Origin of the sequence: Burkholderia sp. BCC1640 (genome assembly GCF_902833125.1) — a bacterium.
Lineage (GTDB): Bacteria > Pseudomonadota > Gammaproteobacteria > Burkholderiales > Burkholderiaceae > Burkholderia > Burkholderia diffusa.
Genome location: NZ_CADFEF010000017.1, coordinates 140,849 through 164,082 on the forward strand (window position 1 = coordinate 140,849; position 23,234 = coordinate 164,082).

The 23,234-nt window shown below is 66.5% G+C and carries 21 protein-coding genes, 2 pseudogenes and 1 riboswitch; of the genes and pseudogenes, 16 read left to right on the top strand and 7 right to left on the bottom strand.

The window, feature by feature from the left end:
* Positions 1-43: 43 nt before the first annotated feature.
* The gene (locus tag HWX25_RS19800) at positions 44-913 is read right to left on the bottom strand and encodes a helix-turn-helix transcriptional regulator (protein WP_175909879.1); all 870 of its coding nucleotides are present in this window, start codon (positions 911-913) and stop codon (positions 44-46) included.
* Positions 914-1,110: 197 nt separating this feature from the next.
* On the opposite strand from HWX25_RS19800, the gene HWX25_RS19805 reads away from it, so the two are divergent.
* From HWX25_RS19805 to HWX25_RS19815, 3 genes are all read left to right on the top strand, one after another.
* Complete coding sequence (locus HWX25_RS19805; protein WP_175909881.1) at positions 1,111-1,455, top strand: cupin domain-containing protein; 345 nt, start codon at positions 1,111-1,113, stop codon at positions 1,453-1,455.
* Between the two features lie 234 nt (positions 1,456-1,689).
* The gene (locus tag HWX25_RS19810; protein ID WP_175909883.1) at positions 1,690-3,150 is read left to right on the top strand and encodes an FAD-dependent oxidoreductase; all 1,461 of its coding nucleotides are present in this window, start codon (positions 1,690-1,692) and stop codon (positions 3,148-3,150) included.
* Positions 3,151-3,287: 137 nt separating this feature from the next.
* Positions 3,288-4,208, top strand: coding sequence for a LysR family transcriptional regulator (locus HWX25_RS19815; RefSeq protein WP_175909885.1), 921 nt, complete (start codon positions 3,288-3,290; stop codon positions 4,206-4,208).
* Positions 4,209-4,367: 159 nt separating this feature from the next.
* Here HWX25_RS19815 and HWX25_RS19820 read toward each other — a convergent pair whose 3' ends face one another.
* The 5 genes and pseudogenes from HWX25_RS19820 to HWX25_RS19840 all read right to left on the bottom strand — a co-directional run bounded on the left by HWX25_RS19820 (position 4,368) and on the right by HWX25_RS19840 (position 8,489).
* Complete coding sequence (locus HWX25_RS19820; protein ID WP_059818410.1) at positions 4,368-4,736, bottom strand: hypothetical protein; 369 nt, start codon at positions 4,734-4,736, stop codon at positions 4,368-4,370.
* 21 nt (positions 4,737-4,757) lie between these two features.
* A pseudogene (locus tag HWX25_RS19825) lies at positions 4,758-4,928 on the bottom strand (winged helix-turn-helix transcriptional regulator); the annotation flags it as partial.
* Between the two features lie 84 nt (positions 4,929-5,012).
* Entirely contained in the window at positions 5,013-6,023 is a 1,011-nt protein-coding gene (locus tag HWX25_RS19830; protein ID WP_175909887.1) for a sodium:calcium antiporter, read from the bottom strand.
* 91 nt (positions 6,024-6,114) lie between these two features.
* Positions 6,115-6,290, bottom strand: a riboswitch (yybP-ykoY riboswitch).
* A gap of 115 nt (positions 6,291-6,405) precedes the next feature.
* A complete protein-coding gene (locus HWX25_RS19835; RefSeq protein WP_175909889.1) occupies positions 6,406-7,821 on the bottom strand; it encodes a heavy metal sensor histidine kinase in 1,416 nt (471 codons plus the stop codon).
* Positions 7,818-8,489: a heavy metal response regulator transcription factor gene (locus HWX25_RS19840; protein WP_059533764.1), complete on the bottom strand. Its 672-nt coding sequence runs from the start codon at positions 8,487-8,489 to the stop codon at positions 7,818-7,820. The genes HWX25_RS19835 and HWX25_RS19840 overlap by 4 nt, the downstream gene beginning before the upstream one ends.
* Positions 8,490-8,755: 266 nt before the next feature.
* On the opposite strand from HWX25_RS19840, the gene HWX25_RS19845 reads away from it, so the two are divergent.
* The 10 genes from HWX25_RS19845 (at position 8,756) to HWX25_RS19890 (ending at position 19,114) form a co-directional block, all read left to right on the top strand.
* Positions 8,756-9,130 (top strand): hypothetical protein, encoded by a 375-nt coding sequence (locus tag HWX25_RS19845; RefSeq protein ID WP_175909891.1) that lies wholly within the window; start codon positions 8,756-8,758, stop codon positions 9,128-9,130.
* Between the two features lie 88 nt (positions 9,131-9,218).
* Entirely contained in the window at positions 9,219-9,512 is a 294-nt protein-coding gene (locus tag HWX25_RS19850; protein WP_175909893.1) for a hypothetical protein, read from the top strand.
* Positions 9,509-10,987, top strand: coding sequence for a TolC family protein (locus HWX25_RS19855; RefSeq protein WP_175909895.1), 1,479 nt, complete (start codon positions 9,509-9,511; stop codon positions 10,985-10,987). Before HWX25_RS19850 ends, HWX25_RS19855 begins: the two co-directional genes overlap by 4 nt.
* Before the next feature lies 1 nt (position 10,988).
* Positions 10,989-12,284, top strand: coding sequence for a copper oxidase (locus tag HWX25_RS19860; RefSeq protein WP_059698850.1), 1,296 nt, complete (start codon positions 10,989-10,991; stop codon positions 12,282-12,284).
* Positions 12,285-12,357: 73 nt separating this feature from the next.
* Positions 12,358-12,705 (top strand): copper-binding protein, encoded by a 348-nt coding sequence (locus HWX25_RS19865; protein WP_175909897.1) that lies wholly within the window; start codon positions 12,358-12,360, stop codon positions 12,703-12,705.
* A 14-nt stretch (positions 12,706-12,719) separates the two neighbouring features.
* Positions 12,720-13,100: a copper homeostasis periplasmic binding protein CopC gene (gene copC / locus HWX25_RS19870; protein WP_059533811.1), complete on the top strand. Its 381-nt coding sequence runs from the start codon at positions 12,720-12,722 to the stop codon at positions 13,098-13,100.
* Entirely contained in the window at positions 13,097-14,038 is a 942-nt protein-coding gene (locus HWX25_RS19875; RefSeq protein ID WP_175909899.1) for a CopD family protein, read from the top strand. Before copC ends, HWX25_RS19875 begins: the two co-directional genes overlap by 4 nt.
* Positions 14,039-14,227: 189 nt before the next feature.
* Positions 14,228-16,039 carry an ExeM/NucH family extracellular endonuclease gene (locus HWX25_RS19880; RefSeq protein WP_175909901.1) on the top strand — a complete coding sequence of 604 codons (1,812 nt, stop codon included), beginning with the start codon at positions 14,228-14,230 and terminating at the stop codon, positions 16,037-16,039.
* Positions 16,040-16,787: 748 nt separating this feature from the next.
* Positions 16,788-18,638, top strand: a complete 1,851-nt coding sequence (locus tag HWX25_RS19885) for a peptidase S10 (RefSeq protein WP_175909903.1) — start codon at positions 16,788-16,790, stop codon at positions 18,636-18,638.
* A 44-nt stretch (positions 18,639-18,682) separates the two neighbouring features.
* A complete protein-coding gene (locus HWX25_RS19890) occupies positions 18,683-19,114 on the top strand; it encodes a 2-oxoglutarate dehydrogenase (protein WP_175909905.1) in 432 nt (143 codons plus the stop codon).
* A gap of 146 nt (positions 19,115-19,260) precedes the next feature.
* On the opposite strand, the gene HWX25_RS19895 is transcribed toward HWX25_RS19890, so the two are convergent.
* Positions 19,261-20,286 carry a helix-turn-helix domain-containing protein gene (locus HWX25_RS19895; protein ID WP_175909907.1) on the bottom strand — a complete coding sequence of 342 codons (1,026 nt, stop codon included), beginning with the start codon at positions 20,284-20,286 and terminating at the stop codon, positions 19,261-19,263.
* Positions 20,287-20,547: 261 nt separating this feature from the next.
* On the opposite strand from HWX25_RS19895, the gene HWX25_RS19900 reads away from it, so the two are divergent.
* From HWX25_RS19900 to glyA, 3 genes and pseudogenes are all read left to right on the top strand, one after another.
* Positions 20,548-21,795, top strand: a complete 1,248-nt coding sequence (locus HWX25_RS19900; RefSeq protein WP_175909909.1) for a D-arabinono-1,4-lactone oxidase — start codon at positions 20,548-20,550, stop codon at positions 21,793-21,795.
* A gap of 33 nt (positions 21,796-21,828) precedes the next feature.
* Positions 21,829-22,608 carry an SDR family oxidoreductase gene (locus tag HWX25_RS19905; RefSeq protein ID WP_175909910.1) on the top strand — a complete coding sequence of 260 codons (780 nt, stop codon included), beginning with the start codon at positions 21,829-21,831 and terminating at the stop codon, positions 22,606-22,608.
* A 269-nt stretch (positions 22,609-22,877) separates the two neighbouring features.
* Positions 22,878-23,234: pseudogene (gene glyA / locus HWX25_RS19910) on the top strand (serine hydroxymethyltransferase); the annotation flags it as partial.

Below are 23,234 nucleotides of genomic sequence, written 5' to 3' on the forward strand. Positions count from 1 at the left end.
CGACGCGGCGTGACCGTCGGCGGGCAGTTGACGTCGGACCGGATCAGCGCGCGATCGCGGGCGGCGGCGCGCCGTCGCCGTCGTGCGGCGCGGCCGAACCCCATGCGGCAAGCTCGCGCTTCGTGCGCACACCGAGCTTCGCGAACGCACGCTTCACGTACGACTCGGCCGACGCGACCCGCACGCCGAGGATGTCGGCGGTTTCCGGCACGGTCTTGCCGGAGATCAGATGCTTGCAGGTTTCGTATTCGCGCTTCGACAGCTTCACGCCGTCGGCCGCGATCCGCGCATCGAACTGCGCGAGCGGATGCACTTCGGGCATCGGATGCGCGACGCGTCGCGCGGCGGTGGTCGATGCATGCAGCTCGAGCAGCGGGAACAGCATGTCGCTGATGCTGCGAAAGCGGTTCATCTCGGCGAGCGTGAACGGCGGGCGATCGCGGCCGCGTTCCAGCGCGATCGAATGCTGCGCGTAGCGGGTGCCGCGCGCGAGCACGCATTCGTGGCCGATATGCACGTCGTCAAACAGCCGCTGACGGAATTCGCCGGGCGGAATCGCCGCGATATCGCGCACGACCAGCATCGTGCCCGTCTTGCCGCGCAGCCCCGCGAACAGCGGGTCGCTGTCGAGAAAGCGCTCGTAGTAGAGCGTCATCACGTCGGAGATCTCGGCGGTCGCGGTGCCGATGCCGCTGCTGCCGATCCATTCGCAGCGGTAGCCGGTGGGCATCGTGCCGTCGACGCGCGAGCGTTCGACGTGCGCGACGTCGAGCGGCACCACGTCGTTCAGCAATTGCGTGAGACGCGGCACGAAGTGCGGCGTGCCGACCGTTTCGATCAGCTCGCCCAGCGCCTTGAACGACACGTTGAAGCGGTCGGTGTCGCGGTGGAAGGGGTTCACGTTGAGCAGCATGCGGTTCCCCGGTGAAAAGCGGCGGCGATTTTAGCGTTGGAAGCCGAAAACGTCATTAGGGGGAAATACGGTACGGAGTCCTGCGACCCCGCGCGTCGCGGAAAACGCGGCTTGTCCCCCCCGAAGGGGGGCATACCGGGGCAGTGTAAATGAGTAACTTTGTCTCTGCTTTTTCAATCAAGAGACGAAAGATTCAGATGACCAAACTGATCAAGGACATCCTGCCGCTGGGCGCAGGCATTGGCGAATTCACGAAGCTCGACTTCGGGATGGACGAAAGCGACTGGCGCGCGACCGAAGGCAAGAGCGGCGGCTACCTCATCGGCTGGTGGGAAGGCAAGGTCGGCTCCGTGGAGTTCCCGGAAACGGCGGCGGACGAGGCGGTGTGGCTCGTCGAGGGCCGCATCGCGCTGACCGACGTGGAAGGCAACCGCAAGGAATTCACGCCGGGCCAGGGTTATCTGCTGCCGGCCGGTTTCGCGGGCCGCTGGGAGACGATCGAGGACGCGAAGAAGTTCTACGTGCTGCTCGAGAAGTCGTGATGCGAGCGACCGCCGCCGTGGTGTCGTCGTCGGATCGACGCGCACCTGGCGGCGGTTGCGTTTTCGATCGACCGCAAGCGAAGCCCGTCGCGCGCTTGGCGACGGCACGCATCGCGACTTGCGGTGCATGCGCCGCAAATCGCCATCGGCGGAACAACCGATGACATCGGCGAATTCGGCACGCCGCGCATGCTCGGCACGCGCGGGCCGCGATCAAGTGGGATGGCTGGAATCATGGAAATGGAAGTCAACGAAGCAACGCAGGCCGCACCGGCGCACGCGCACGACGCACGTCGCGCGCCGGTTGCACTGAGCGCCGCCGAGGCGCTCGCGAATACGAAGCTGTTCCCGTACTGGCTCGACAACCCGGCCGCACCGGCCGCCGAGCCGGAACTCGTCGGCGACGCGACGGCCGATCTGCTGATCGTCGGCGGCGGCTTCACGGGGCTGTGGGCGGCCGTGCAGGCGAAGGAGCAGATGCCGCACCTGAACGTGGTGCTGATCGAGGCCGGCAAGGTCGCGCACGGTGCATCGGGCCGCGCGGGCGGGATCATCTCGACGTCGGTGATGCACGGGCTGCCGAACGCGGTGCGCGTGTTCCCGAACGACATCGCGCAACTCGAGGCATTCGGCCATCACAACCTCGACGGCTTCGAGGAAACGCTGAAGCGCTACGGCATCGACGCCGACATCGAGTGGAACGGCGAGATGACGGTGGCGGTCGACCCCGAGCACGTCGCGCACCTGAAGGGCGACTACGACCTGCATCGCGAATACGGCCACGACGTCGTGCTGCTCGATCGCGACGAAACGCTCGGGCAACTGAATTCGCCGCTGTTCGCCGGCGCGTTGTGGTCGCGCAATCGCAGCGGCATCGTGCATCCGGCGAAGCTCGCGTGGGGGCTCAAGCGCGCGGCGCTGTCGCTCGGCGTGAAACTGTACGAACACACGCCGCTCACGACGGTGACCGACGAAGGCGACACGGTATACGTGAAGACGCCGAGGGGAAGCGTGCGCGCGCCGCGCGTCGTGTTCGGCAGCGGCACGGCGAAGGTCGGCATTCCCGACATCAACCGCCGCGTGATGCAGGTGCGCGATCACGTGCTCGCGACCGAGCCGCTCACCGACGAACAGCTCGCGCGGATCGGCTGGAAGAATCGCCAGGGCGTGTACGACACGCGCACGCAGCTGAACTATTTCCGACTGACGAAGAACAACAACATCATCTTCGGCGGGCTGGTCAGCTATCACTTCGACGGCGATCCCGAGCCGCACCAGGACGGCGAGCGGCAAACTTACTACCGGCTCGCGGAGGCGTTCCATCGCACGTTCCCGCAACTCGCCGACGTGCGCTTCTCGCACGCATGGGGCGGCCCGATCGACTACTGCTCGCGCGGTTCGGTGTTCGCGAAGCGCTATCTCGGCGACAAGGCGGTGTTCGTCGCCGGCTACACGGGTTTCGGCGTCGCGGCGAGCCGGTTCGGCGCGTTCATGGGGCTGAACATCCTGTTCGATCGAGACAGCCCGGAACGCAAGCTCGACATCGCGAACCAGAGCCCGAGCTACATCCCGCCCGAGCCGATGCGATGGGTCGCCGCGAAGATCACGTTCCATGCGTTCGACGGCGCGGATGCCGAAGGCGGCTGGAAGCGCGCGTGGATCAACGGGATCAAGGCGATGGGCTTTCCGATGTAAGCGGCGCGCGGTGTCCGCGAGCGACGCGTATGGCGCGTGCCGTTGCCGATGGCGGCGCGCGTCCGGCAAGGTTCATCGGCGAAGACGGCCGGTGTCGCGCCGGCCCGACAACGCGCTCAGGCGCAGCGGCTCGAAGCATGTTTTCGAATACCACCGATCTCGATCTCCGGCTCATCCGGGTCTTTCTCGCCGTCGTCGACGCACGCGGCATCACGGCCGCAGAGGCCTCGCTCGGCGTGCGGCAGTCGACGATCAGCACGCAGTTGTCCGCGCTGGAAGCGCGCGTCGGTTTCAAGCTGTGCGATCGCGGCCGCGGCGGGTTTCGGCTGACGTCGAAGGGGGAACGCTTCGCGGCCACGGCGCGCACGCTCGTCGCGGCGACGTCCGAGTTCGTCGCGCGCGTGCGCGACATCGATCGCAAGCTGGTCGGTACGCTGTCGATCGGCCTGATCGGGCAGGCGCCGCTCGTCGAGAACGCGCGCCTGGCCGATGCCATCGGCGCGTTCCGCAAGCGCGACCAGGCCGTCACGTTCTCGATGAAGGTCGCGTCGCCGCAGGAACTCGAGGAAAGCCTCGTCAACAACCAGCTCGATCTCGCGATCGGGTATTTCTGGCATCGCGTGCCGGGACTCGACTACACGCCGTTGTTTACCGAGGAGCAGGTGATCTACTGCGGGCGCGGCCATCCGCTGTTTCATGCGTCACGGCCGGTGTCGGCCGACGACCTGCAGGCGCACGACTGGGTATGGCGCACCTATCCGGTGCCGGAGGAGCAGTACCCGCTGCCGGAGCGACGCGTGACCGCGAGCGCGGACAGCATCGAGGCCGCGACGATCTTGATCCTGTCGGGCGGCCATCTCGGCTATCTGCCCGCGCATTACGCGGAGCCGTTCGAGCAGCGCGGGCTCGTGAAGGCCATCGGCCGCACGACCTTCAGTTTCGACGTGCCGCTGCATCTCGCGATGAAGCGCAGCGCGAGCGACAAGCCGATCGTCGACGCGTTCTGCGAGGATTTGCTGCGCGCGTTCAACATCAAGGCGATCGAGCTGGCTGCGTAGCGCGGGGCCTGCTCAGGCGTCGATGCGTTCGACGCGCGCCGTGACGGTGTCGTCGACGTTGAACGCGAGCAGCGGCGACGAAGCAGCTGGAATCGCGAAGCGCGTGTCATGAGCGAAGGGCGAACGCGTGGCGTATGAACGCGTGTCGGGCCGGCCGGCTTACGCGTTTGCGCTGTCGTCGCGATACCCGCTCTTGCCGTCGAAGATTTCCTTCAGCGCGGCGCGCAGCACGACCGGATCGTGCTCGCCGGGCGCGAGATGAATCACGTAATGCGTGTTGCCGTCGAGCCGCGCGGCGGTGCGCTCGTCGAGTTCGACTTCGATCGTGTCGCCCGTGAGGCGCACCGTCAGATCCTTCACGTGCGCGGTGAGCTGGTCGAGCACCATCACCTCGATCGACGTTTCCTCCGGAAAGCGCAGCAGCGAGAAGCAATAGTTCTGCTCCGCGTCGTGGCAATAGATGTTCGCGCAGCTTTCGTCGTCGTCGATGTCGGACGTCGCCGCGCCGACGGTGGCATGTAGTTCCATGATGTTTCTCTCGATGTGGTGTTATCGGGGCAGCGCGGTTTCCGCTTCGACCTCGCAATGCGCGTCGCGCGCCTTCAGCCGCAGCCCGAATTCGCGCATGACCTCGACGACGGGCCGCAGCCGGTCGCCGTCCGTGGTCAGATCGTACTCGATGCGCACCGACACTTCCGGGTACACGGTGCGCCGCACGAGCGGGTGCGGGCGCGGCCGGCCGTGCAGCAGATGATGCAGGCCGACGGTCGGCCCAACGTGTCCTGATTGAAGCGATCCGCGCCTTCAACGCGTCAGCGTCACGAACAGATAGCCGACGTACCCGGCGCCGTTCGCCAGCAACGCCCAGATCGCGAGCCCGCGCGCACGCGCATTGACGCGCAGCCACACCGCCGCCGCGAGCGTGATGACCACGCCGGTCAGCACTTCGGGGCGCGGTTCCCACGGCGTCAGCATAATGCCGATCGCCGGCAGCAGCGTGCCCTGGAACACCATCGCGCCGGTGATGTTGCCGAACGCGAGGGTGTCCTTCTTGCGGCGAATCCACAGCACGCTGTTGACCTTTTCCGGCAATTCCGTCGCGATCGGCACGATGATCAGCGACAGCAGCAGCGCGGAAATTCCGAGCAGGTGCGAGACGCCCTCGACGCCGTGAATGAAGCCCTTCGCGCCGCCGACCAGCAACGCGACGCCGAGCGCGAGTTGCAGCGCGATGGTCGCCAGGTTGGTCGGGAGCCCGACGCGCGACAGGAACATCGTATGCGGCGCCTCGGTGCCGTGCCCGGCATCGACGAGTTGCGTCGACGCGCGGAACGTCATCAAGACGTACATCACGTAGATGCCGACCAGCATCGCGGCGAGCAGCGCGCGGACCGCCCACACGTGATGCGGGACGAACATCGCGATGGTGGCGAGCGTGAAGGCGGCGATGAAGTAGTTCAGGTCGCGTACGAAGCCGGTGCGCTCGGGCGCAATCGTGCCGGTCAGTCCGCGTGAGCGGATCACGGCGAGCGTCATCAGGAAGGTCGTCAGCGTCGCGAGCATCAGCGGCGCGCCGAGAATCGCGCCGACGCCGATTTCCTCGTTCACGGCCGCGTTCGACGTGCCGCCCGCGAGCGCGAGCAGCGGCACCATCGTTTCGGGCAGCGCGGTGCCGACGGCGGCGAACAGCGAACCGGTCACGCCTTCCGAAATCTTCAGCCGCTCGCCGAGATGTTCGAGCGCATTCGTGAAGAGTTCGGCGGCGACCAGGATGACGATCAGCATGAGCGCCAGTTCGACGAGCATCAACGTCATGCGGCACCTCCGCAGGCAGGCACGCGGGCAGGGGCGGAACGGACGCAGCGAACGAAACGCAGGGGGAAGGCTGGAAGGAACATGGGGACTCCGTGGTCGGACGTGGACGAACCATGACGCATCTGCCGACGTCCGACCAGGAACGACGCGATGCGTCGATGGTCTCGCCAGACCGATTCGGCCGAATGCGCCACGGCCGCAGGCCGAGTGTGTTGACGCGTTCGCTTTCCGGGGATGGAAAGCAGGCTACTCCCCAAAGACGAGGGCCAGTCTAGCCGAGCCGGCCGCTTTCGGCAAGCGCGCGGTCAAGCCGCGTCGTGACGGATGCCCACGCAGTATCGGGAAGCAATCGGCATGCGCGCGCGGCGGCATCGTCCGCATGTCATGAAACGCGGGCCGGGAAGTGCAGCGCGAAGGTCGTCCGTCCGTCGCGGCTCGCGACCTCGACCTTGCCGCGATGCAGCTCGACGATCGACTTGACGATCGCGAGCCCGAGCCCGGTGTTGCGCGCCGCGCCGTGCCGCGACGAATCGATCCGGTAAAAGCGCTCGAAGATCCGCTCGATCTGTTCGGGCGGAATCGCGATGCCGCGATTCGTGACTTCGACGACCGCGTAGCCGGGCCGGGTCGATACGGCCAGCTCGATCGTCGATCCGGCTTCCGCGTGTTCGAGCGCGTTCGAGACGAGGTTGCTGACGGCGCGCCGGAACAGCGTCGCGTCCGCGACCACCGGCGCGGCGCCGTGCACGTCGAGACGCACGCCGGTCTCGTCGGCCAGCGCCTGGAAATACGACGCGAGCCGGCGCAGCTCGTTGCCCGCGTCGAGTTCGACCGTCTTCAGATGCTGTTGCGCATTGTCCGTGCGCGCGAGAAACAGCATGTTCTCGATCATCCGCTGAAGCCGTTCGCATTCCTCGATATTCGAATCGATCAGCGCTTCGTATTCCTCGGTGGTGCGGGCACGCGACAGCGTGACCTGCGACGAGCTGATCACGTTCGCGAGCGGCGTGCGCATGTCGTGCGCGAGATCGGACGAAAACTGCGACAGCCGCACGAACGCGCGCTCGAGCCGGTCGAGCATCCGATTGACCGACGTGGCGAGCTCGCGCAGCTCGATCGGGCCGCCGCGCGCATCGAGGCGCGCGGTCAGGTTGTGCGCCTCTATGCGCGACGTCTGCCGGCCGAGGCTCTCGACCGGACGCAGGCCGCGGGACGCGACCGCGTAGCCGAGCGCGCCGACCAGCAGCGCGCCGAGCGCGGCCGCGAGCCAGATGTCGACGCGATAGCTTTCCAGCAGCGACTGGCGATCCGCCGCCGTGCGCGCCAACGCGACCTGAACGGTTTCGCCCGACGGCAGCGTGGCGCGCGCACGGACGCAGCGCGACGTGCCGATGCCGGGCGGCGAGCACGTGAACGGGCTGGCCGCCGCGCCCGCGGCACCGGCCGGCTGTGGCAGCGCGATCACCGACGCGAGCGTGTGGCCGGCTTCGTCGGTGTGTTCGACGAGCGGATGGTTCGCGCCGTCGTAGATGCCGAGATAGACGCCCGGATGCGACAGCAGCACTTCATGGAAGACGGCCGGATCGGCGCGCAACGCGGCGATCGAGCCGCTTGCCCGCGCGAGCTGCAGGAACTGGTTGAGCTTGCCGGCGATCTCGATGTCGTCGCGCCGGGTCAACTCGGCGGACAGTGAGCGATACAGATATGCGCCGGTCAGCGCGAACACGAGCGCGGCCACGACCGCGAACGCGAGCGTCAGGCGCTGGAGCAGCGAATAGGGCGCGGGGCCGCTTGTCACGCGCGATCCTCGAGCACGTAGCCCATCCCACGGATCGTGTGGATCAGTTTCTTCTCGTATGCGTTGTCGATCTTCGCGCGCAGGCGCTTGATCGCCGCATCGACGACGTTCGTGTCGCTGTCGAAATTCATGTCCCAGATCTGCGACGTGATGAAGGTGCGCGTCAGCACCTCGCCCTCGCGTTCCGCGAGCAGCTGCAGCAGCGCGAACTCCTGCGCGGTCAGGTCGATGCGGGCGTCGGCGCGCCGCACGCGGCGTTTGATCAGGTCGACTTCGAGATCGGCGATTTGCAGGATTTCGCGGGAATTGCGCGGCACGCGCCGCAGCAGCGAACGGATGCGGGCGAGGAACTCCGCGTACGCGAACGGTTTCAGCAGGTAATCGTCGGCGCCCAGTTCGAGCCCCGTGACCTTGTCCTCGACCGCCTCCCGGGCAGTCAGCAGCAGCACCGGCGTCTGCTTCTGCGCGCGCAACCGCCGCAGCACCTCGAAGCCGTCCAGTTCCGGCAGCATCACGTCGAGCACGACGAGATCGAAATCCTCGTGCAGCGCGAGGAACAGCCCGTCCTGGCCGTTCTCGGCCACGTCGACCGTGTAGCTCGCCTCCGTCAGCCCCTTGCGGAGGTACGACGCCATCTTGGGTTCGTCTTCGACTATCAGTATCCGCATGGTGGAGCAGGCCGTTCGTGATTCCAGCCGGTCAGTGTAACGCGTGAGCTTACGGCGCAGCGCGTGCGCGAAAGATGACCGCCGGATGACGGAATTGTCATGAAGCGTGCGCGCGATGCGTCGCCGTACTTCATGAAAATTCGGTCATGTTTCGGCCATGTCGTCGTCACGCCGGCGGCGATAAGCTGCGGCCGTCTTGTATCCGGAGCGCGTCGTCGCGGCGCCGCTCCCGTTCATCCGCTCACGGTCTGCCTGATTCCGCATCCATGTCGTACTGGCGCAAATTCATCCTCGTCGTGCTGCTGGCGCTGTGCGTGCCGATCCAGTCGTTCGCGACCGCGTCGACGCCATGCGCGGGTGCTGCCGTGCCGCATGCGGGGCCCGGCGTCGATGCCCAGGCCGCGTCGCATGCGATGCCGGGCGCGCACGGCGAGCGGCATCAGCACGACGACCACGCACGCCATGCGACGCCTTGTTCCGCCTGCGGGTCCTGCTGTTTCGGCTCGGGTATGGCGGAGGTGCCTGCCGTGTCCGCTACGTCGGACGTCGGCCTCGCGATCGTCTCGTCCGCACCGTCGACGGTCGTCGTGTCGTTTTTGACCGGCGGCATCGACCGGCCGCCACGCCGGATTCCCGTCTAATCCGTGCCCGCGGCCGACCGGCCGCGATCCGCAAACCGTGCTGGCGAACGCGCGACGTCCGCCGCACGACTCACGACGAGAAACATCCATGCGATTGATTACTGCGGCGCTGCTTGGCGCGGCGGCGCTCGTGCCGTCGCTCGCGCCCGCGCAAACCGCCTTTCCCGATCCGGCCGACGCGGCCGCGTCGGTGCCGGACGTCACGGTGACGTCCGCGTTCGACGGCTACGTGCCGTATCGGGACGACGCAGGCCCGGGCTGGAAGCAACTGAACCGGGACGTGATGGCGCGGCCCGCGAAGGGAAACACCACCGGACACGCGAAACCCGGACATGCGGCGGGCGGCTCGGCCCATTCGATGCACGGAGGGGCCGCGCAATGACGAGACTTGCGATTTCACCGCGAATCGGCGCGACGGTGCTCGTGCTGGCATTCCTCGCCGGCTGCACGACGTTCTCGAAGGACGGCGGCTTCGACGCCGTGTCGTCCGTCGCATCGGAGCGCATCGGGAAGGACGCCGTCATCGTCAGGACCGACGCCGACCGCGCGGCCGTCGACAAGCGGACGAAGGAACTGCTCGAGAAACCGCTGTCGATGGACGACGCGGTGCAGCTCGCGCTGCTGAACAACCGTGGCCTGCAGGCGTCGTACGCGGAACTCGGGCTGTCGGAGGCCGATCTCGTGCAGGCCGGCCGGCTGCCGAACCCGCGCTTTTCGTTCAGCCGCACGCGGGCCGGCGACGGCGAACTGAGCCTCGGCCGCACGTTCTCGGCCAACGTGTTCGCGCTGCTGACGCTGCCGCTCGCGACGAACATCGAACGCCGCCGCTTCGAGCAGACCCGGCTCGAAACCGCCGACGCGATGCTGAAGGTCGCGGCCGACGCGCGCCGCGCGTATGTCGAAGCCGTCGCCGCCGAACAGGCCGCGAATTATGCGCGACAGGTCCGCGACGCCGCGAGCGCCGGCGCCGAGCTCGCGCAGCGCATGCGCCAGGCCGGCAACTTCAGCCGGCTCGACTATGCACGCGAGCAGGCATTCCATGCGGATGCCGTCGCGCAGCAGGCGAAGGCGCAGCAGCAGGCCGTGGCCGCGCGCGAGAAGCTCACGCGCGCGATGGGGCTGTGGGGCGAGCGCACGCGGTACGCGCTGCCTGAGCGCTTGCCCGACCTGCCGAAGGCACGCCCCGATCTGCCCGATCTCGAACGCTACGCGATGAGCAATCGCCTCGACATCCAGGCCGCGAAGCTGCAGACGCAGGGCGTCGCGTCGTCGCTCGGGCTCAGCAAGGCGACGCGCTTCGTCAACGCGGTCGATCTCGGCTACGTGAACAACTACGAGACCGGCAAGGGGCACGAGCACGGCTACGAGATCAGCGTCGAGATTCCGCTGTTCGACTGGGGCGGCGCGAAGGTCGCGCGGGCCGAGGCCGTCTACATGCAGTCGGCGAACCGGCTCGCGCAGACGGCCATCGACGCGCGCTCGGACGTGCGCGAATCGTACGCGGCGTACACGACGAGCTACGACGTCGCGAAGCACTATCGCGACGAAGTCGTGCCGCTGCGCAAGACGATCTCGGACGAACTGCTGCTGCGCTACAACGGGATGCTCGCGAGCGTGTTCGAGCTGTTGAGCGATGCGCGCGAACAGGTCGGCGCGGTCAACGGCTACATCGACGCGCTGAAGGATTACTGGCTCGCCGAAACCGATCTGCAGGCGGCCGTCGGCGGCCGGCTGCCGACCGCGCAGCCGACGCAGCGCGCGGACGCGCCCGCTGCACCCACGACCGACGCTGCGCCGCAGCCGGCTTCTTCACCCGTGGCGCAACCGGCGCCCGCAACGCATCCGGAAGGTTATTGACATGGTGTCCCGTCGACAATTTCTCAGCGGCTCGGGCGCCGCGCTGCTCGGTGCGGCGATGGTCAGCAAGGCCGGCGCGGCGTCGCTGCCCGACGCGCCCACGATGGCGAAGGCCGGCACGCAGCCCCCGCTCGTGCCGCCCAACGGCCGCCCGTACACGCCCGTCGCGACGCTGAACGGCTGGACGCTGCCGTGGCGAATGAAGAACGGCTGGAAGGAATTCCACCTGACGGCCGAGCCCGTCGTTCGCGAGATGGCGCCCGGGATGAACGCGAACCTGTGGGGCTACAACGGCCAGTCGCCGGGCCCGACGATCGAGGCCGTCGAAGGCGACAAGGTCCGGATCTTCGTGACGAACCGGTTGCCCGAGCACACGACGATCCATTGGCACGGGCTGCGGCTGCCCAACGGGATGGACGGCGTCGGCGGCCTCACGCAGCCGCACATTCCGCCCGGCAAGACCTTCGTCTACGAGTTCCAGCTGGAGGCGCACGGCACGTTCATGTATCACCCGCACGCCGACGAGATGGTGCAGATGGCGATGGGGATGATGGGCATGTTCATCGTGCATCCGAAGGATCGCGCGACGATGCCGGTCGATCGCGACTTCGTCTTTCTGCTCGCCGCGTACGACATCGATCCGGGCAGCTACACGCCGCGCGTGAACGAGATGACCGACTTCAACATGTGGACGTTCAACTCGCGCGTGTTCCCGGGCATCGACCCGCTGCCGGTGCGGGCGGGCGACCGCGTTCGGATTCGTTTCGGCAACCTGACGATGACGAACCATCCGATCCACCTGCACGGCTACAGCTTCGAGGTGGCCGGCACCGACGGCGGCTGGATTCCGCCGGCGGCGCGCTGGCCGGAGGTGACGGCCGATGTCGCGGTCGGCCAGATGCGCGCGATCGAGTTCACCGCCGATCGTCCGGGCGACTGGGCGTTCCATTGCCACAAGTCGCATCACACGATGAATGCGATGGGTCATCAGGTGCCGAACCTGATCGGCGTGCCGCAGAAGGATCTCGCGAAGAAGATCGGCAAGCTCGTGCCCGACTACATGGCGATGGGCAGCACGGGCGGCGCGATGGGCGGCATGGAAATGCCGCTGCCCGACAACACGCTGCCGATGATGACGGGCACCGGCCCGTTCGGGCCGCTGGAGATGGGCGGCATGTTCACGGTGCTGAAGGTCCGGCAGGGCCTCGGCCGCAACGATTATCGCGATCCGGGCTGGTTCCGGCATCCGAAGGGCACCGTCGCTTACGAATACACCGGCGAATTGCCGGACGGTTGAGCCGCGGGCAGCATGCGGCGGCCGTGATGACGCGGCCGCCGGTTTTCGTTTCATTCACTCAGGAGCACGCACGATGAAGAAGGAACTGGTTTCGATCGCAACGGGTTGCATGCTGGCGTTTTCCGCCGCGTCATACGCGGCCGGCGACATGGCAGGCATGGACATGAGCGGCGGCGCGATGCAGGGCGCCGCCGCGAAGCACGAGATGTCGCACGGCGAGATCCGCAAGATCGACACGGGCGCCGGCAAGCTGACGATCAAGCATGGCCCGCTGGACAACCTCGGGATGGACGCGATGACGATGGCGTTCAAGGTGAAGGACCCGGCGATGCTGTCGCAGGTGAAGGTGGGCGACAAGGTCGACTTCGTCGTCGAGGACGTGGGCGGCGCGTTGACCGTCGTCGAGCTGAAGAAGCCGTGACGCCGGGCATGACCATGAAGATCACCCCCCTCGGGCGGTTGGCCGCCCTCGCCGCGGCCGGCGCGATCGCCGCCGCCGTGCCGGCCGCGGCATTCGCGCACGGCAAGCTGGAAAGCGCCGCACCGGCGACGGGCAGCGCGGTCGACACCGCGCCCGACACGTTGCGGCTGACGTTCAACGAAGACCTCGAACCGGCGTTCAGCTCGGTGAAGGTGTCGGACGCGAACGGCAATGCCGTCGCGCACGAAAAGGCGAAAGTCGATGCGTCGAACCCGCGCGTGATGACCGTCGCGATACCCAAGCTTGCGCCCGGCGCGTACACGGTGCAGTGGGTGGCGATGACGGCCGACGCGCATCGCACCAAGGGCGCCTATTCGTTCAGGGTGAAGGGGTGAACGAGGGCTTCGTCGGCCTTTTGAGGCTCGTGTCGGTGGCGATCCAGAACACCGGATTCGCCGTCATCGTCGGTGCGCTGCTCGGCAGCCACTGGCTCGCGCGCGGCGAGTCGGTGTGGCAGCGCGGCATCGCGCGGCGTCTCGTCGCGACGCTGCGCATCGCGTCCAGCGTGTCGCTGCTCGCGAGCGTCACCGCGTTCTGGGCGCATTGCGCGCTGATGAGCGACGTGTCGATGCTGGACGCGTGGCCGTCCGTCCGCGCGATGCTCGCCGGCACCGGCTTCGGTCACGCGTGGCTGGCCGGCGCGGTGTTCACGGCGGTCGTCGTGCTGCTGTCGTTGTTCCGGCATGCGAACGATACGCGCTTTCCGTTCGCGATGTGGGCCGCGCTCGCGGGCGTCGCACTCGCGCGCAGCAACGGCGGGCATCCGGTCGACGCGGGCCTGTTCAGCGTGCCGGTGTGGGTCGACTGGCTGCATCTGCTGGCGATCAGCGCGTGGGTCGGGCTCGTGTTCGTGACGGCGTTCGGCGTGATGCCGCGTCTTGCCGGCATGCCCGCGAGCGAACGCACGACCGGCGCATCGTTCGTGCAATCGCTGTCCGATGCGTCGACGTATGCGTTGATCGTGCTGTTCGCGACCGGCGCTTACAACGGCTGGCGCGGTGTCGATACGCCCGCGAACCTGCTCGGGTCGACGTACGGACAGATCCTGCTGTTCAAGCTCGCGCTCGTGCTGATCGCGGCGGCGCTCGGCGGACACAACCGGTTCTTCGAGATGCCGAAGCTCCTGGCCGCGCTGAAGGATCCGGCGGCCGCGACGCCGGCCGGCCTGTTGCGACGGTTCGGCGCGGTGTTGCGGATCGAGGCGGTCGTGCTGGCCGGCGTGCTGATGGTGGCCGCGGTGCTCGTGTCGAGCGCGTTGCCGGGGACGGTTTAGCGCCACGGTCGACAGGCGACGCCGGTAACGGGAAATCGTCGGAACAGCGGGGGTTTTGATCAGACGATTTCCCGCTTTTCGACCGGGGTAGCAAAGCTGGATGATTACATCCATCTGTCTTTTGGTTACTAAAAACTGTCACCGAGCGCCGCTAAGCTTTCGCCACCCTCACAACCGGGATTCCCCGTCATGCGCTCGACAATCCGCCTGTTTGCCCCGCTATTGCTGCTGCCCACGCTTGCCGCGCCCGTCTTCGCCGCCACCGCCGCGCCCGTCAGTCCGAACTGCGGCGGCAGCACGACGCCGATCGCCGACATCCAGGGGCCGGGCGCGCCGTCGCCGCTCGCCGGCCAGAACGTGTCGATCGAAGCGGTCGTCACCGCCGATTTCGGCGGCACGGACGGCTTCGGCGGCTTCTTCGTCCAGCAGGCCGACGCGCAGCGCCGCAACCAGCCGGGCGTCTCCGAAGGCCTGTTCGTCTATGCGCCGAAAGTGCGCGCGAAAGCCGGCGATCTCGTGCACGTGACCGGCAAGGTCGAGGAAAAATACGGGCAGACGCAGCTCACGCTGTCGGGCGCGATCGCGGTGTGCGCGAACGGCCAGACGGTCACGCCGGCCACGCTCACGCTGCCGGTCGACAACCCGAACGCGTTCGCCGCATATGAAGGCATGCGCGTGCGCCTGCCGCAGACGCTCACCGTCACCGACAACTACGAACTCGGCCGCTACGGCAGCGTGATGCTGAGCAACGGCCGCCTGCGCACGCCGACGAGCGTGGTGCCGCCGTCGCAGGCGCAGACGCAGATCGATGCGAACGCACGCAACCGGCTGATCCTCGACGACGGCTCGAACAAGCAGAACCCGGCGGCCGTGCCGTATCCGGCGCCGGACCTGTCGGCCGCGAACACGCTGCGCTCGGGCTACACCGTGCGCGACGTCGAAGGCGTGCTCGAGGTGCGCTACGGCGCATGGCGCGTGCAGCCGCTGCCCGGCGCGGCCACGCCGACGTTCGACACGCGTTCGAACCCGCGCACCAACGCGCCGGCGCGCGATCCGAAATCGAACCTGCGCGTCGCGTCGTTCAACGTCCTCAACTACTTCAACGGCAACGGTCTCGGCGGCGGCTTCGACGATCCGAACAACCGCGGCGCGAAGACCTATCAGGAATTCCAGCGTCAGGAAGCGAAGATCGTCAGCGCGCTGAAGGCGCTCGACGCCGACGTGATCGGCCTGATGGAAATCCAGAACAACGGCTACGGCGAACTGAGCGCGGTGCGCCAGCTCGCCGCGAAGCTCGGCAGCCACTGGCGCGTCGTCGATCCGGGCACGTCGCGCCTCGGCGGCGACGCGATCGCGGTCGCGATGATCTACGACAGCCGCGCGGTCGAACCCGTCGGCCGCGCGTCGACGCTCGCGATCGACGACAAGAACCGCCAGCCGCTCGCGCAGTCGTTCCGCCGGATCGGCGGCAAGCAGGCGCTGACGATCGCGGTCAACCACCTGAAGTCGAAGAACTGCCCGGACGCGGCGAACGACGACCGCGACCAGGGCGACGGCCAGGGCTGCTGGAATCCGACGCGCACGCGCGCGGCCGCGAAGCTGGCCGACTGGCTCGCCGGCACGCCGACGGGCATCGCGGGGCAGGGCACGCTGCTGATCGGCGACTTCAACAGCTACACGTATGAAGACCCGATCCGCCTGCTCGAATCGCGCGGCTACCGCAACCTCGTGTCGCGCTGGATCGGCGCCAATGCGTACAGCTACGTGTACAACGGCGAAGCCGGCTACCTCGATCACGCGCTTGCATCGCTGCCGCTCGCGTCGCACGTGAAGGCCGTGCACGAATGGCACATCAACGCGGACGAGCCCCTCGCGCTGCAGTACACTCTCGCGTACAAGTCGGCCGAGCAGCAGAAAACCTTCTACGCGCCGGATGCGTATCGTTCGTCGGACCACGATCCGGTGCTGATCGATATCGCGTTGCCGGGCGGTGGGCGCTGATCGCTGAATCGAGTATCTGAAGTACGGCGTGCGGGCGGCGGTTGCGCCGCTCGCGCTGTCATGCGATCCGGAATGAGCGGCGCGAATGACGGCTTCTTCATCGCGAATGCCTGCGCATGACGCATCAATGCCGTTTGGCGCACTCCATAGTTTCATTCCGGTATCGGGTAAATAATTCCGTTGCGTTTCCCCGAAATAATCGGCATCGGTATTTTATGGACGATGCCGTTTTTTATTCAATGAATCTCACTAATTGATTCAGGATAATTAAAATGAAAGAAAAATCCTGTCGATTTGAAGGGGATCAACGCGCACTTTCGAATCCCGGAAAGGACGGCGCGACATGCGAAAACGCCGCCGCATTCCGATAAAAACGCCTCGTATAACGACCTAAACGCGAACAATCGCGTTTTCTTTCAAATGCCAGACACTGATCGCCGTTCGCATCATAAGAGATTTTTTAATATCGGAATGATCTTTGACAACGCGGCGCAGCACCGCCTATTTTTGTGGTGTCGTAAATTCCGGTAATACGATAAGTCGTCGAAACTGCCAGGGGGCGGCGTTCCCGCATCATTCTCCGCCAGCAGTTTGCTGTGTCTGTATCAAGTTCAGTCTCTCGAAGAAGTCCAATCCCCAACCGCCGTCTGCCAACCGTGCAACGCGAGTGGCGGGTATGCCTGCGCGTTTTTCGCCGGCGATGGCGGCCTGTGTGAAGCGGTATCCGACTCAACACAAGGATCGAGGCATGAAACCAGACAGGAGCAGTACCGGCAGCCGCCGCGAGCGTCGCGGCAGGCTGGCCGGGCTAGGCGCATTGACCATCGTGACGCTCGTGCTCGCGGGCTGCGGCGGCGACGATTCGTCGTCCGTCGGCGCGTCGAGCCTCGCGCAGGCCACCGCCAGCCAGCAGGCCAGCGCGCAAGCGGCGGCCGCCAGCCAGTCGCCGGCGGCGAACCAGCCTTACGTCGACCCCGTCGCGTATTCGATGAACGCGACCGACGGCCTCGCGGCCGCGCAGGTCTCGGAGAAGGCGGCGGTGATGCATTACCAGTGGAAATCCGGCGGCACGACGGTCAGCTACACGACGACCACGGGCCACCTGACCGCGCAGGACGCGAACGGCAACGCGGAAGCGTCGATGTCCTACGTCGCGTACACCGCGCCGAGCACGAACGGCAAGCCGCGCCCCGTCACGTTCGTCTATAACGGCGGCCCCGGCTCGTCGTCGATCTGGCTGCGCCTCGGCTCCTTCGCGCCGACGCGCGTCGCCACGCCCGATCCGCTGTTCGGCAGCAACTGGCCGAACTATCCGCTCGTCGACAACGCGGACAGCCTGATCGACACGACCGACCTCGTGTTCATCGACCCGCCGGGAACCGGGCTGTCGGAAGCCGTGCTGCCGAACACCAATCAGAAGTACTGGGGTTCGGACGCGGACGTCAACATCATGCGCGACTTCATCCAGCGCTACCTGAACGTCAACAGCCGCGGCACGTCGCCGATCTACCTGTACGGCGAATCGTACGGCACCCCGCGTACCGACATGCTCGCGCTGGCGCTCGAATCGGCCGGCGTGCACCTGACGGGGATCGTGCTGCAATCGTCGATCCTGAACTACTTCGCCGATGCGGTGGAAGCGGTGGCGATCACGCAGTCGACCGAAGGGCTGCTGCTCGAGACCGATACCGTGGCCGGCTACCTGCCCGGCTATGCGGCGGTCGCCGCGTACTTCAACCAGGTGTCGCCGGCGCCGGTCAACCCGTATCTGTATGCATTGCAGACCGAGTTGTTCACGACGCTGATCTACAACCAGTTGCAGCAGTACTCGCAGTCGTGGGTGCTGAGCCAGCTCGGCATTCCGGATGCGCTCGGCACGCCGGTGTTCCCGAGCGATGCGACGCTGAAGCTGTGGTCGTTGCCGTCGAGCCTCACGCAGCAGGCGCTGCGCGGCTACTTCAACGCGAATCCGTTCGGCACGAGCCTGCTGCCCGGCACGACGATCGGCCGCTACGACGGACGCGTGTCGTTGCCGAACTCGGATCCGCGGCTGCAAACGGACGGCGATCCGTCGGACATCCTGATCTCGCAGCCGTTCACGAACGCGCTCGCGACGCAGATGCCCGACTACCTCGGCTACACCGCGCCGAACGCGACCTACCTGCCGCTGAACGACAACATCATCCAGGTGTGGGACTTCTCGCATGACGGCCAGCCGATGCCCGACTCGATCCCCGATCTGCTCGGCGCGCTTCAGCTCAATCCGAAGCTCCGGGTGCTCGCGGAGAACGGCCTCCACGACCTGGCGACGCCGTTCTTCAACACCGAGAAGCAGCTCGCGCGGCTGCAGACGGTGAAGGGCCTGAACCCGAAGCTGCAGGTGAATTTCTTCCAGGGCGGGCACATGACGTATCTGGATGACGTGGCCCGTCCGCAGATGAAGCGCGACCTGACGATCTTCTATCAGGGCAAGCGGATTCCGACCGCGCTGACGCTGCGCACACTGCCGCCGCCGTGGCCGGACGAGAACCCGGCCGGCACGCCGACCGGCAGCGTGCCGGGCGCGACGGCCGCGACGACGCTGGCGGCCGCACCGTAAACGACGGACTCCTTGCGAAAAGGAACCCTCAATTCATCCATTGAATGCGAGTGATCATGTCCCTAATCAACTTGATGCGGCGTATGTCTCCGTTGATCGTCCTCGGTGCCGTGATGAGCAGCGCCCACGCACTGCCGCCGCAGGCGGTGGCGCCGGTGAAGCTGCCGCGCGGCGGGCACGGCGTCGACGGTCCGTTCTTCCCTGCGACCCGCGTGGCGCCGGTATTGCCGTCGACCGGCGCGACGCTGCAACAGCAGGCGCAGAAGCGCGTCGACGCACGGCTCGGCGGCAACACGGTGCTGAGCAACGGCGCGGCGGTGACGAAAGCGCAGGCGCAGAGCAGCGGGCTGGGCTTCGTCTCGAGGCACTTCGAAGAGATCGATGCGAAACACACCGGTCGCGTGACGATGAGCGATGTGCGGCAGTTCATCCAGCAGCGGCAGGTGCAGGCGGAGCAGGAACAGCAGCAGGAGTGAAGGTGTAGCGAGGTCGTGCGCAGGGTGAGGGCCGATGCAGGCTGTCTCCCTGCACCGACGGTCTGTTTTGAACCCGCCGCGGCGCACGTTCGGCCGCGGCTTTCTTCATGGAAACCCGATTCTTGCGCTGGCAGCGTGAAGCCGCGTCACGCGTCGCGTGATCGATGTTCGGCTTCCCGATGCGCGTAACGCCGCGCCGTCGCCGACGGCAACTCGCCGAACATCGCGCGGTAGTCCTGAGCAAAGCTGCTCAGGTGCCAGAAGCCCCACTTCGTCGCGGCCGACGTCACGGACCCGCCGAGCCGCAGCTCGCGACGAACGTGATTCAGCCGGACGGCGCGCAGATACGCGATCGGATTCAGGTTGAGCGTGTCGTTGAACGCGTATTGCGCGGTACGCCGGCTGATGCCGAGCTGCACGCACAGTTCGGCGATCGACAGCGGACACGTCGACGCGTCCTGCAGCCGCTCCTGCACCGCGTTCACGAGCGACCAGTACTTCGTCGGCCGCGTCGCGAGGGCGTCCGCGTCCGGCGCGGGCGTCGTCATCGCTTCGGAAATCGCATACAGCACGGTCCGCTCGAGCAGCTCGATCCGTTCCTGCGTCGTCACATCGTCGATCGGCGTGCTTTTCGCGGCCGCGGCCATCGTGTGGCGCAGCAGGTCGCGCAGGCGGTCCGCGACCTGGGGCGTCATCGGGATCAGCGGCGCGAAGGTGCGCGCGCGCAGCGACGCGGCGAGCGTGCGCATCGCCTCCGTCGACAGCTTGTCGGGCTCGATCTCGACGTTCACGAGCACGTGCCGGTCGGGCGAATAGAACTCGAACACGGGCTGGCTCGAGAACACGTGCAGGCTGTCGCGCCCGCTCTTCTCGCCGCACATGCGCGCATGGCCTTCGAGCTCCAGCGGCACGGCCACCGCGATGCGGTCGGACGGCACCGCGCCCTGCTGCAGGATCACCTTGTCGAGATCCTCGACCAGGAGCCGGATGCCGCCGAGCGACACGATGGACGACGAACCATGAAACCGGCCGCCCGAGATTTGCGTGTAGTTGAGATCCCAGCCGTCGAAGATTCGCGCCTGCTCCTCCACGTCGGTGAACGCGCAGAACGCCACCGTTCGTGCGAACGGCGGGGCGCCAGAAAAATCGCTCGGATCGGCGGACGGCGTCATCGGAGTCGGGAAGGGGCGGGCCGGATCGATGCATTGTAGCCGCTGCCCGAGCCGGTCAAAAACCCCGATGACCCGATTCCCCGAAGAAACCCTCGCTTGCCGAAATCCGATAGTGAAAAGCCGGCCGGCGCAATACCTTTGGCACGAACGGAACACAACGTATCGCATCGCGCCGGCGCCTGGAGCCTCCCGCTTCGTTGCCGGACGAACCGAACACGGCTGCCGGCGTGGGCCCGGCAGCACACTTCTGGAGAGACGTCGATGGAGCTTCCACGTGGCGGATTCTGGCGAAACTGGGTGGGCAATCAGTCGTGCGTTGCCGCGCACATGGCGTCGCCGACCAGCGAGGCGGAGATCGCCGAGCTGGTGCATGCCGCGACGAGCCAGGGCAAGAACGTCCGATGCTCGGGATCGGGACATTCGTTCACGCCGGTCGTCGCGACGAGCGGCCTGCTGCTGTCACTGAAGGATTACCAGGGCATCGTCGCGGTCGACGAGCAACGTAAGCGCGTCACCGTGAAGGCCGGCACGCGGATCAACGCGGTGACGCGTCATCTGAAGGACATCGGCTTCTCGCTCGTGAACCAGGGCGACATCGATTCGCAGGCCATTGCCGGTGCGCTCGCAACCGGCACGCACGGCACGGGGACGACGCTGAGCAACCTGTCGTCGCAGGTCGTCGGGATGCGGATCGTTCGCCCCGACGGCTCGATCATGGAAGTGAGCGACGGGCAGGACCTCGACCTGCTGCATGCGACGCAGGTGAACATCGGCATGTTCGGCGTGGTGTCGGAGCTGACGCTGCAGGTGACCGACGCGTTCTGGCTGCACGACCGCGTGTGGCGCGAGGACTTCGAGGCGCTGATGGAAAAGTACGACGAGCTCGCGGCCACGCACCGGCATTTCGGTTTCTTCTGGTGCCCGACGTCCGAAAGCCGCCATCTGTACTGCCTGCCCGATACCGCGAAGGTGTCGAATTCGAAGAAGGACTACGACGTGTGCGAAATCAAGGTGATGGACCTCACCGACGAACGCACGTTCTTCGAAGGCGAGCACGAGAAGATCGCGTACAGCGCCGAGGTCTATGCGATTCACTACGTCGCGAACTTCCACGAACTCGAATACGCAGTGCCTGCCGAACACGGCAAGGAAGCGCTGCGCCGCGTGCGCGACCTGATCTTCACGAAGCATCGTGATTGCATCTTCCCGGTCGAGTATCGCTTCACGAAGGGCGATCCGGCGTGGATCAGCCCGTTCAACAATCAGGACAGCGTAACCATCTCGTGCTCGGGCGGGCCGAACGGCGTCGACTACTGGCCGTTCCTGAAGGACGTCGACGACATCCTGCGCGATTACGGGTCGCGTCCGCACTGGGGCAAGCTGCACTTCACGAACCGCGACGACGTGGATCGCTGGTTCCCGAAAGCCGAAGCATTCCGCGAACTGCGCCGCAGCGTGGACCCGGAAGGCCGTTTCCTCAACGATCATCTTCGGACGCTGTTCAGCTGAGCAATCCGAACGAACCAGACTGGAGAACGACGCATGAATGCCAAGATTGACGGCCGCCTGGCCGGCAAGGTCGCCATCGTGAGCGGCGGCGCGGGCGGATGCGGCGGCGCCGCGTCGGAACTGTTCGCCGCGCAGGGCGCGAAGGTGGCGATCGTCGACCGCGACGGCGACGCGGCCGAAACGCTTGCGTCGCGGCTGCGCGATGCCGGCTTGCAGGCGATCGGTCTCGGCGCCGACGTGTCGAGGCAGTCGGACGTGCAGGCGGCGGTCGACGCGGCGCGCGGGCAGTATGGCAATGCGGACATCCTGTTCAATCACGCGGGCACGTTGATCGTCAAACCGTTCCTCGACATCGAGGAGTCGGAATGGGACTGGCTGATGGGCGTGAACGTGAAGAGCATGTTCCTGATGACGAAGGCGGTCCTCCCGCAGATGCTGGAAAAGGGGCGCGGCAGCATCGTCTGCACGTCGTCGATCTCGGCCGTTTGCGCGACGCCCGGCGAGGTGCTGTATGACGCGACCAAGGGCGCGTGCCATATGTTCGCGCGGGCGATCGCCGTCGAGTACCGCGACCGCGGCATCCGCTGCAACGCGCTGGCGCCCGGGTTCATCCGCACGCCGCACGGGATGCGCGAGTTGAAGGATCTGCAGGCGATGGGCGTGGACGCGACCGAAGCGGCCATCGCGGTGCAGCAAGGCCGGCTGTGCGAGCCGTCGGAAGTGGCCGCGGCCGCGCTGTTCCTGGCGTCGGACGAATCGAGTTTCGTCAACGGCACGCACCTGTTCGTCGACAACTGTTTTTCCGCCGTTTAGGCCCCGATATTCGCAGGAGGCCGAAGGGCAGGCACGCGTTCTCCAAGGAGCGGCAGGTTCCGTCGAAGGTTCCGCAGCGATGCGGACCTTCGATTTTTTTTTGCCGGGTCGCCGCGCGATGCGTCCTAGCGGATTGTCGTAATCCTTCTATCTGAACCGATTTGCGTCTGCTGGAATGGCAATGCCGAATCACCGTTCAGCCGGCTTCGCGGGTCCGGGCAAGTCCGGCATACCAGGGTCAATCCATCACTTTCTTTTGATCAATCATCATGTTCAATCGCACTACCAGCACCGTCGCCAACGTCGATCCGGAACTCTGGACTGCCATTCAGGACGAGAACCGCCGCCAGGAAGAGCACATCGAGCTGATCGCGTCGGAAAACTACACGAGCCCGGCCGTGATGGCTGCACAGGGCTCGCAGCTCACGAACAAGTATGCGGAAGGGTATCCGGGCAAGCGTTACTACGGCGGCTGTGAATACGTCGACGTGGTCGAGCAATTGGCGATCGACCGCGTGAAGCAGCTGTTCGGCGCGGAAGCCGCGAACGTGCAGCCGAACTCGGGTTCGCAGGCGAACCAGGGCGTGTTCTTCGCGATGCTCAAGCCGGGCGACACGATCATGGGC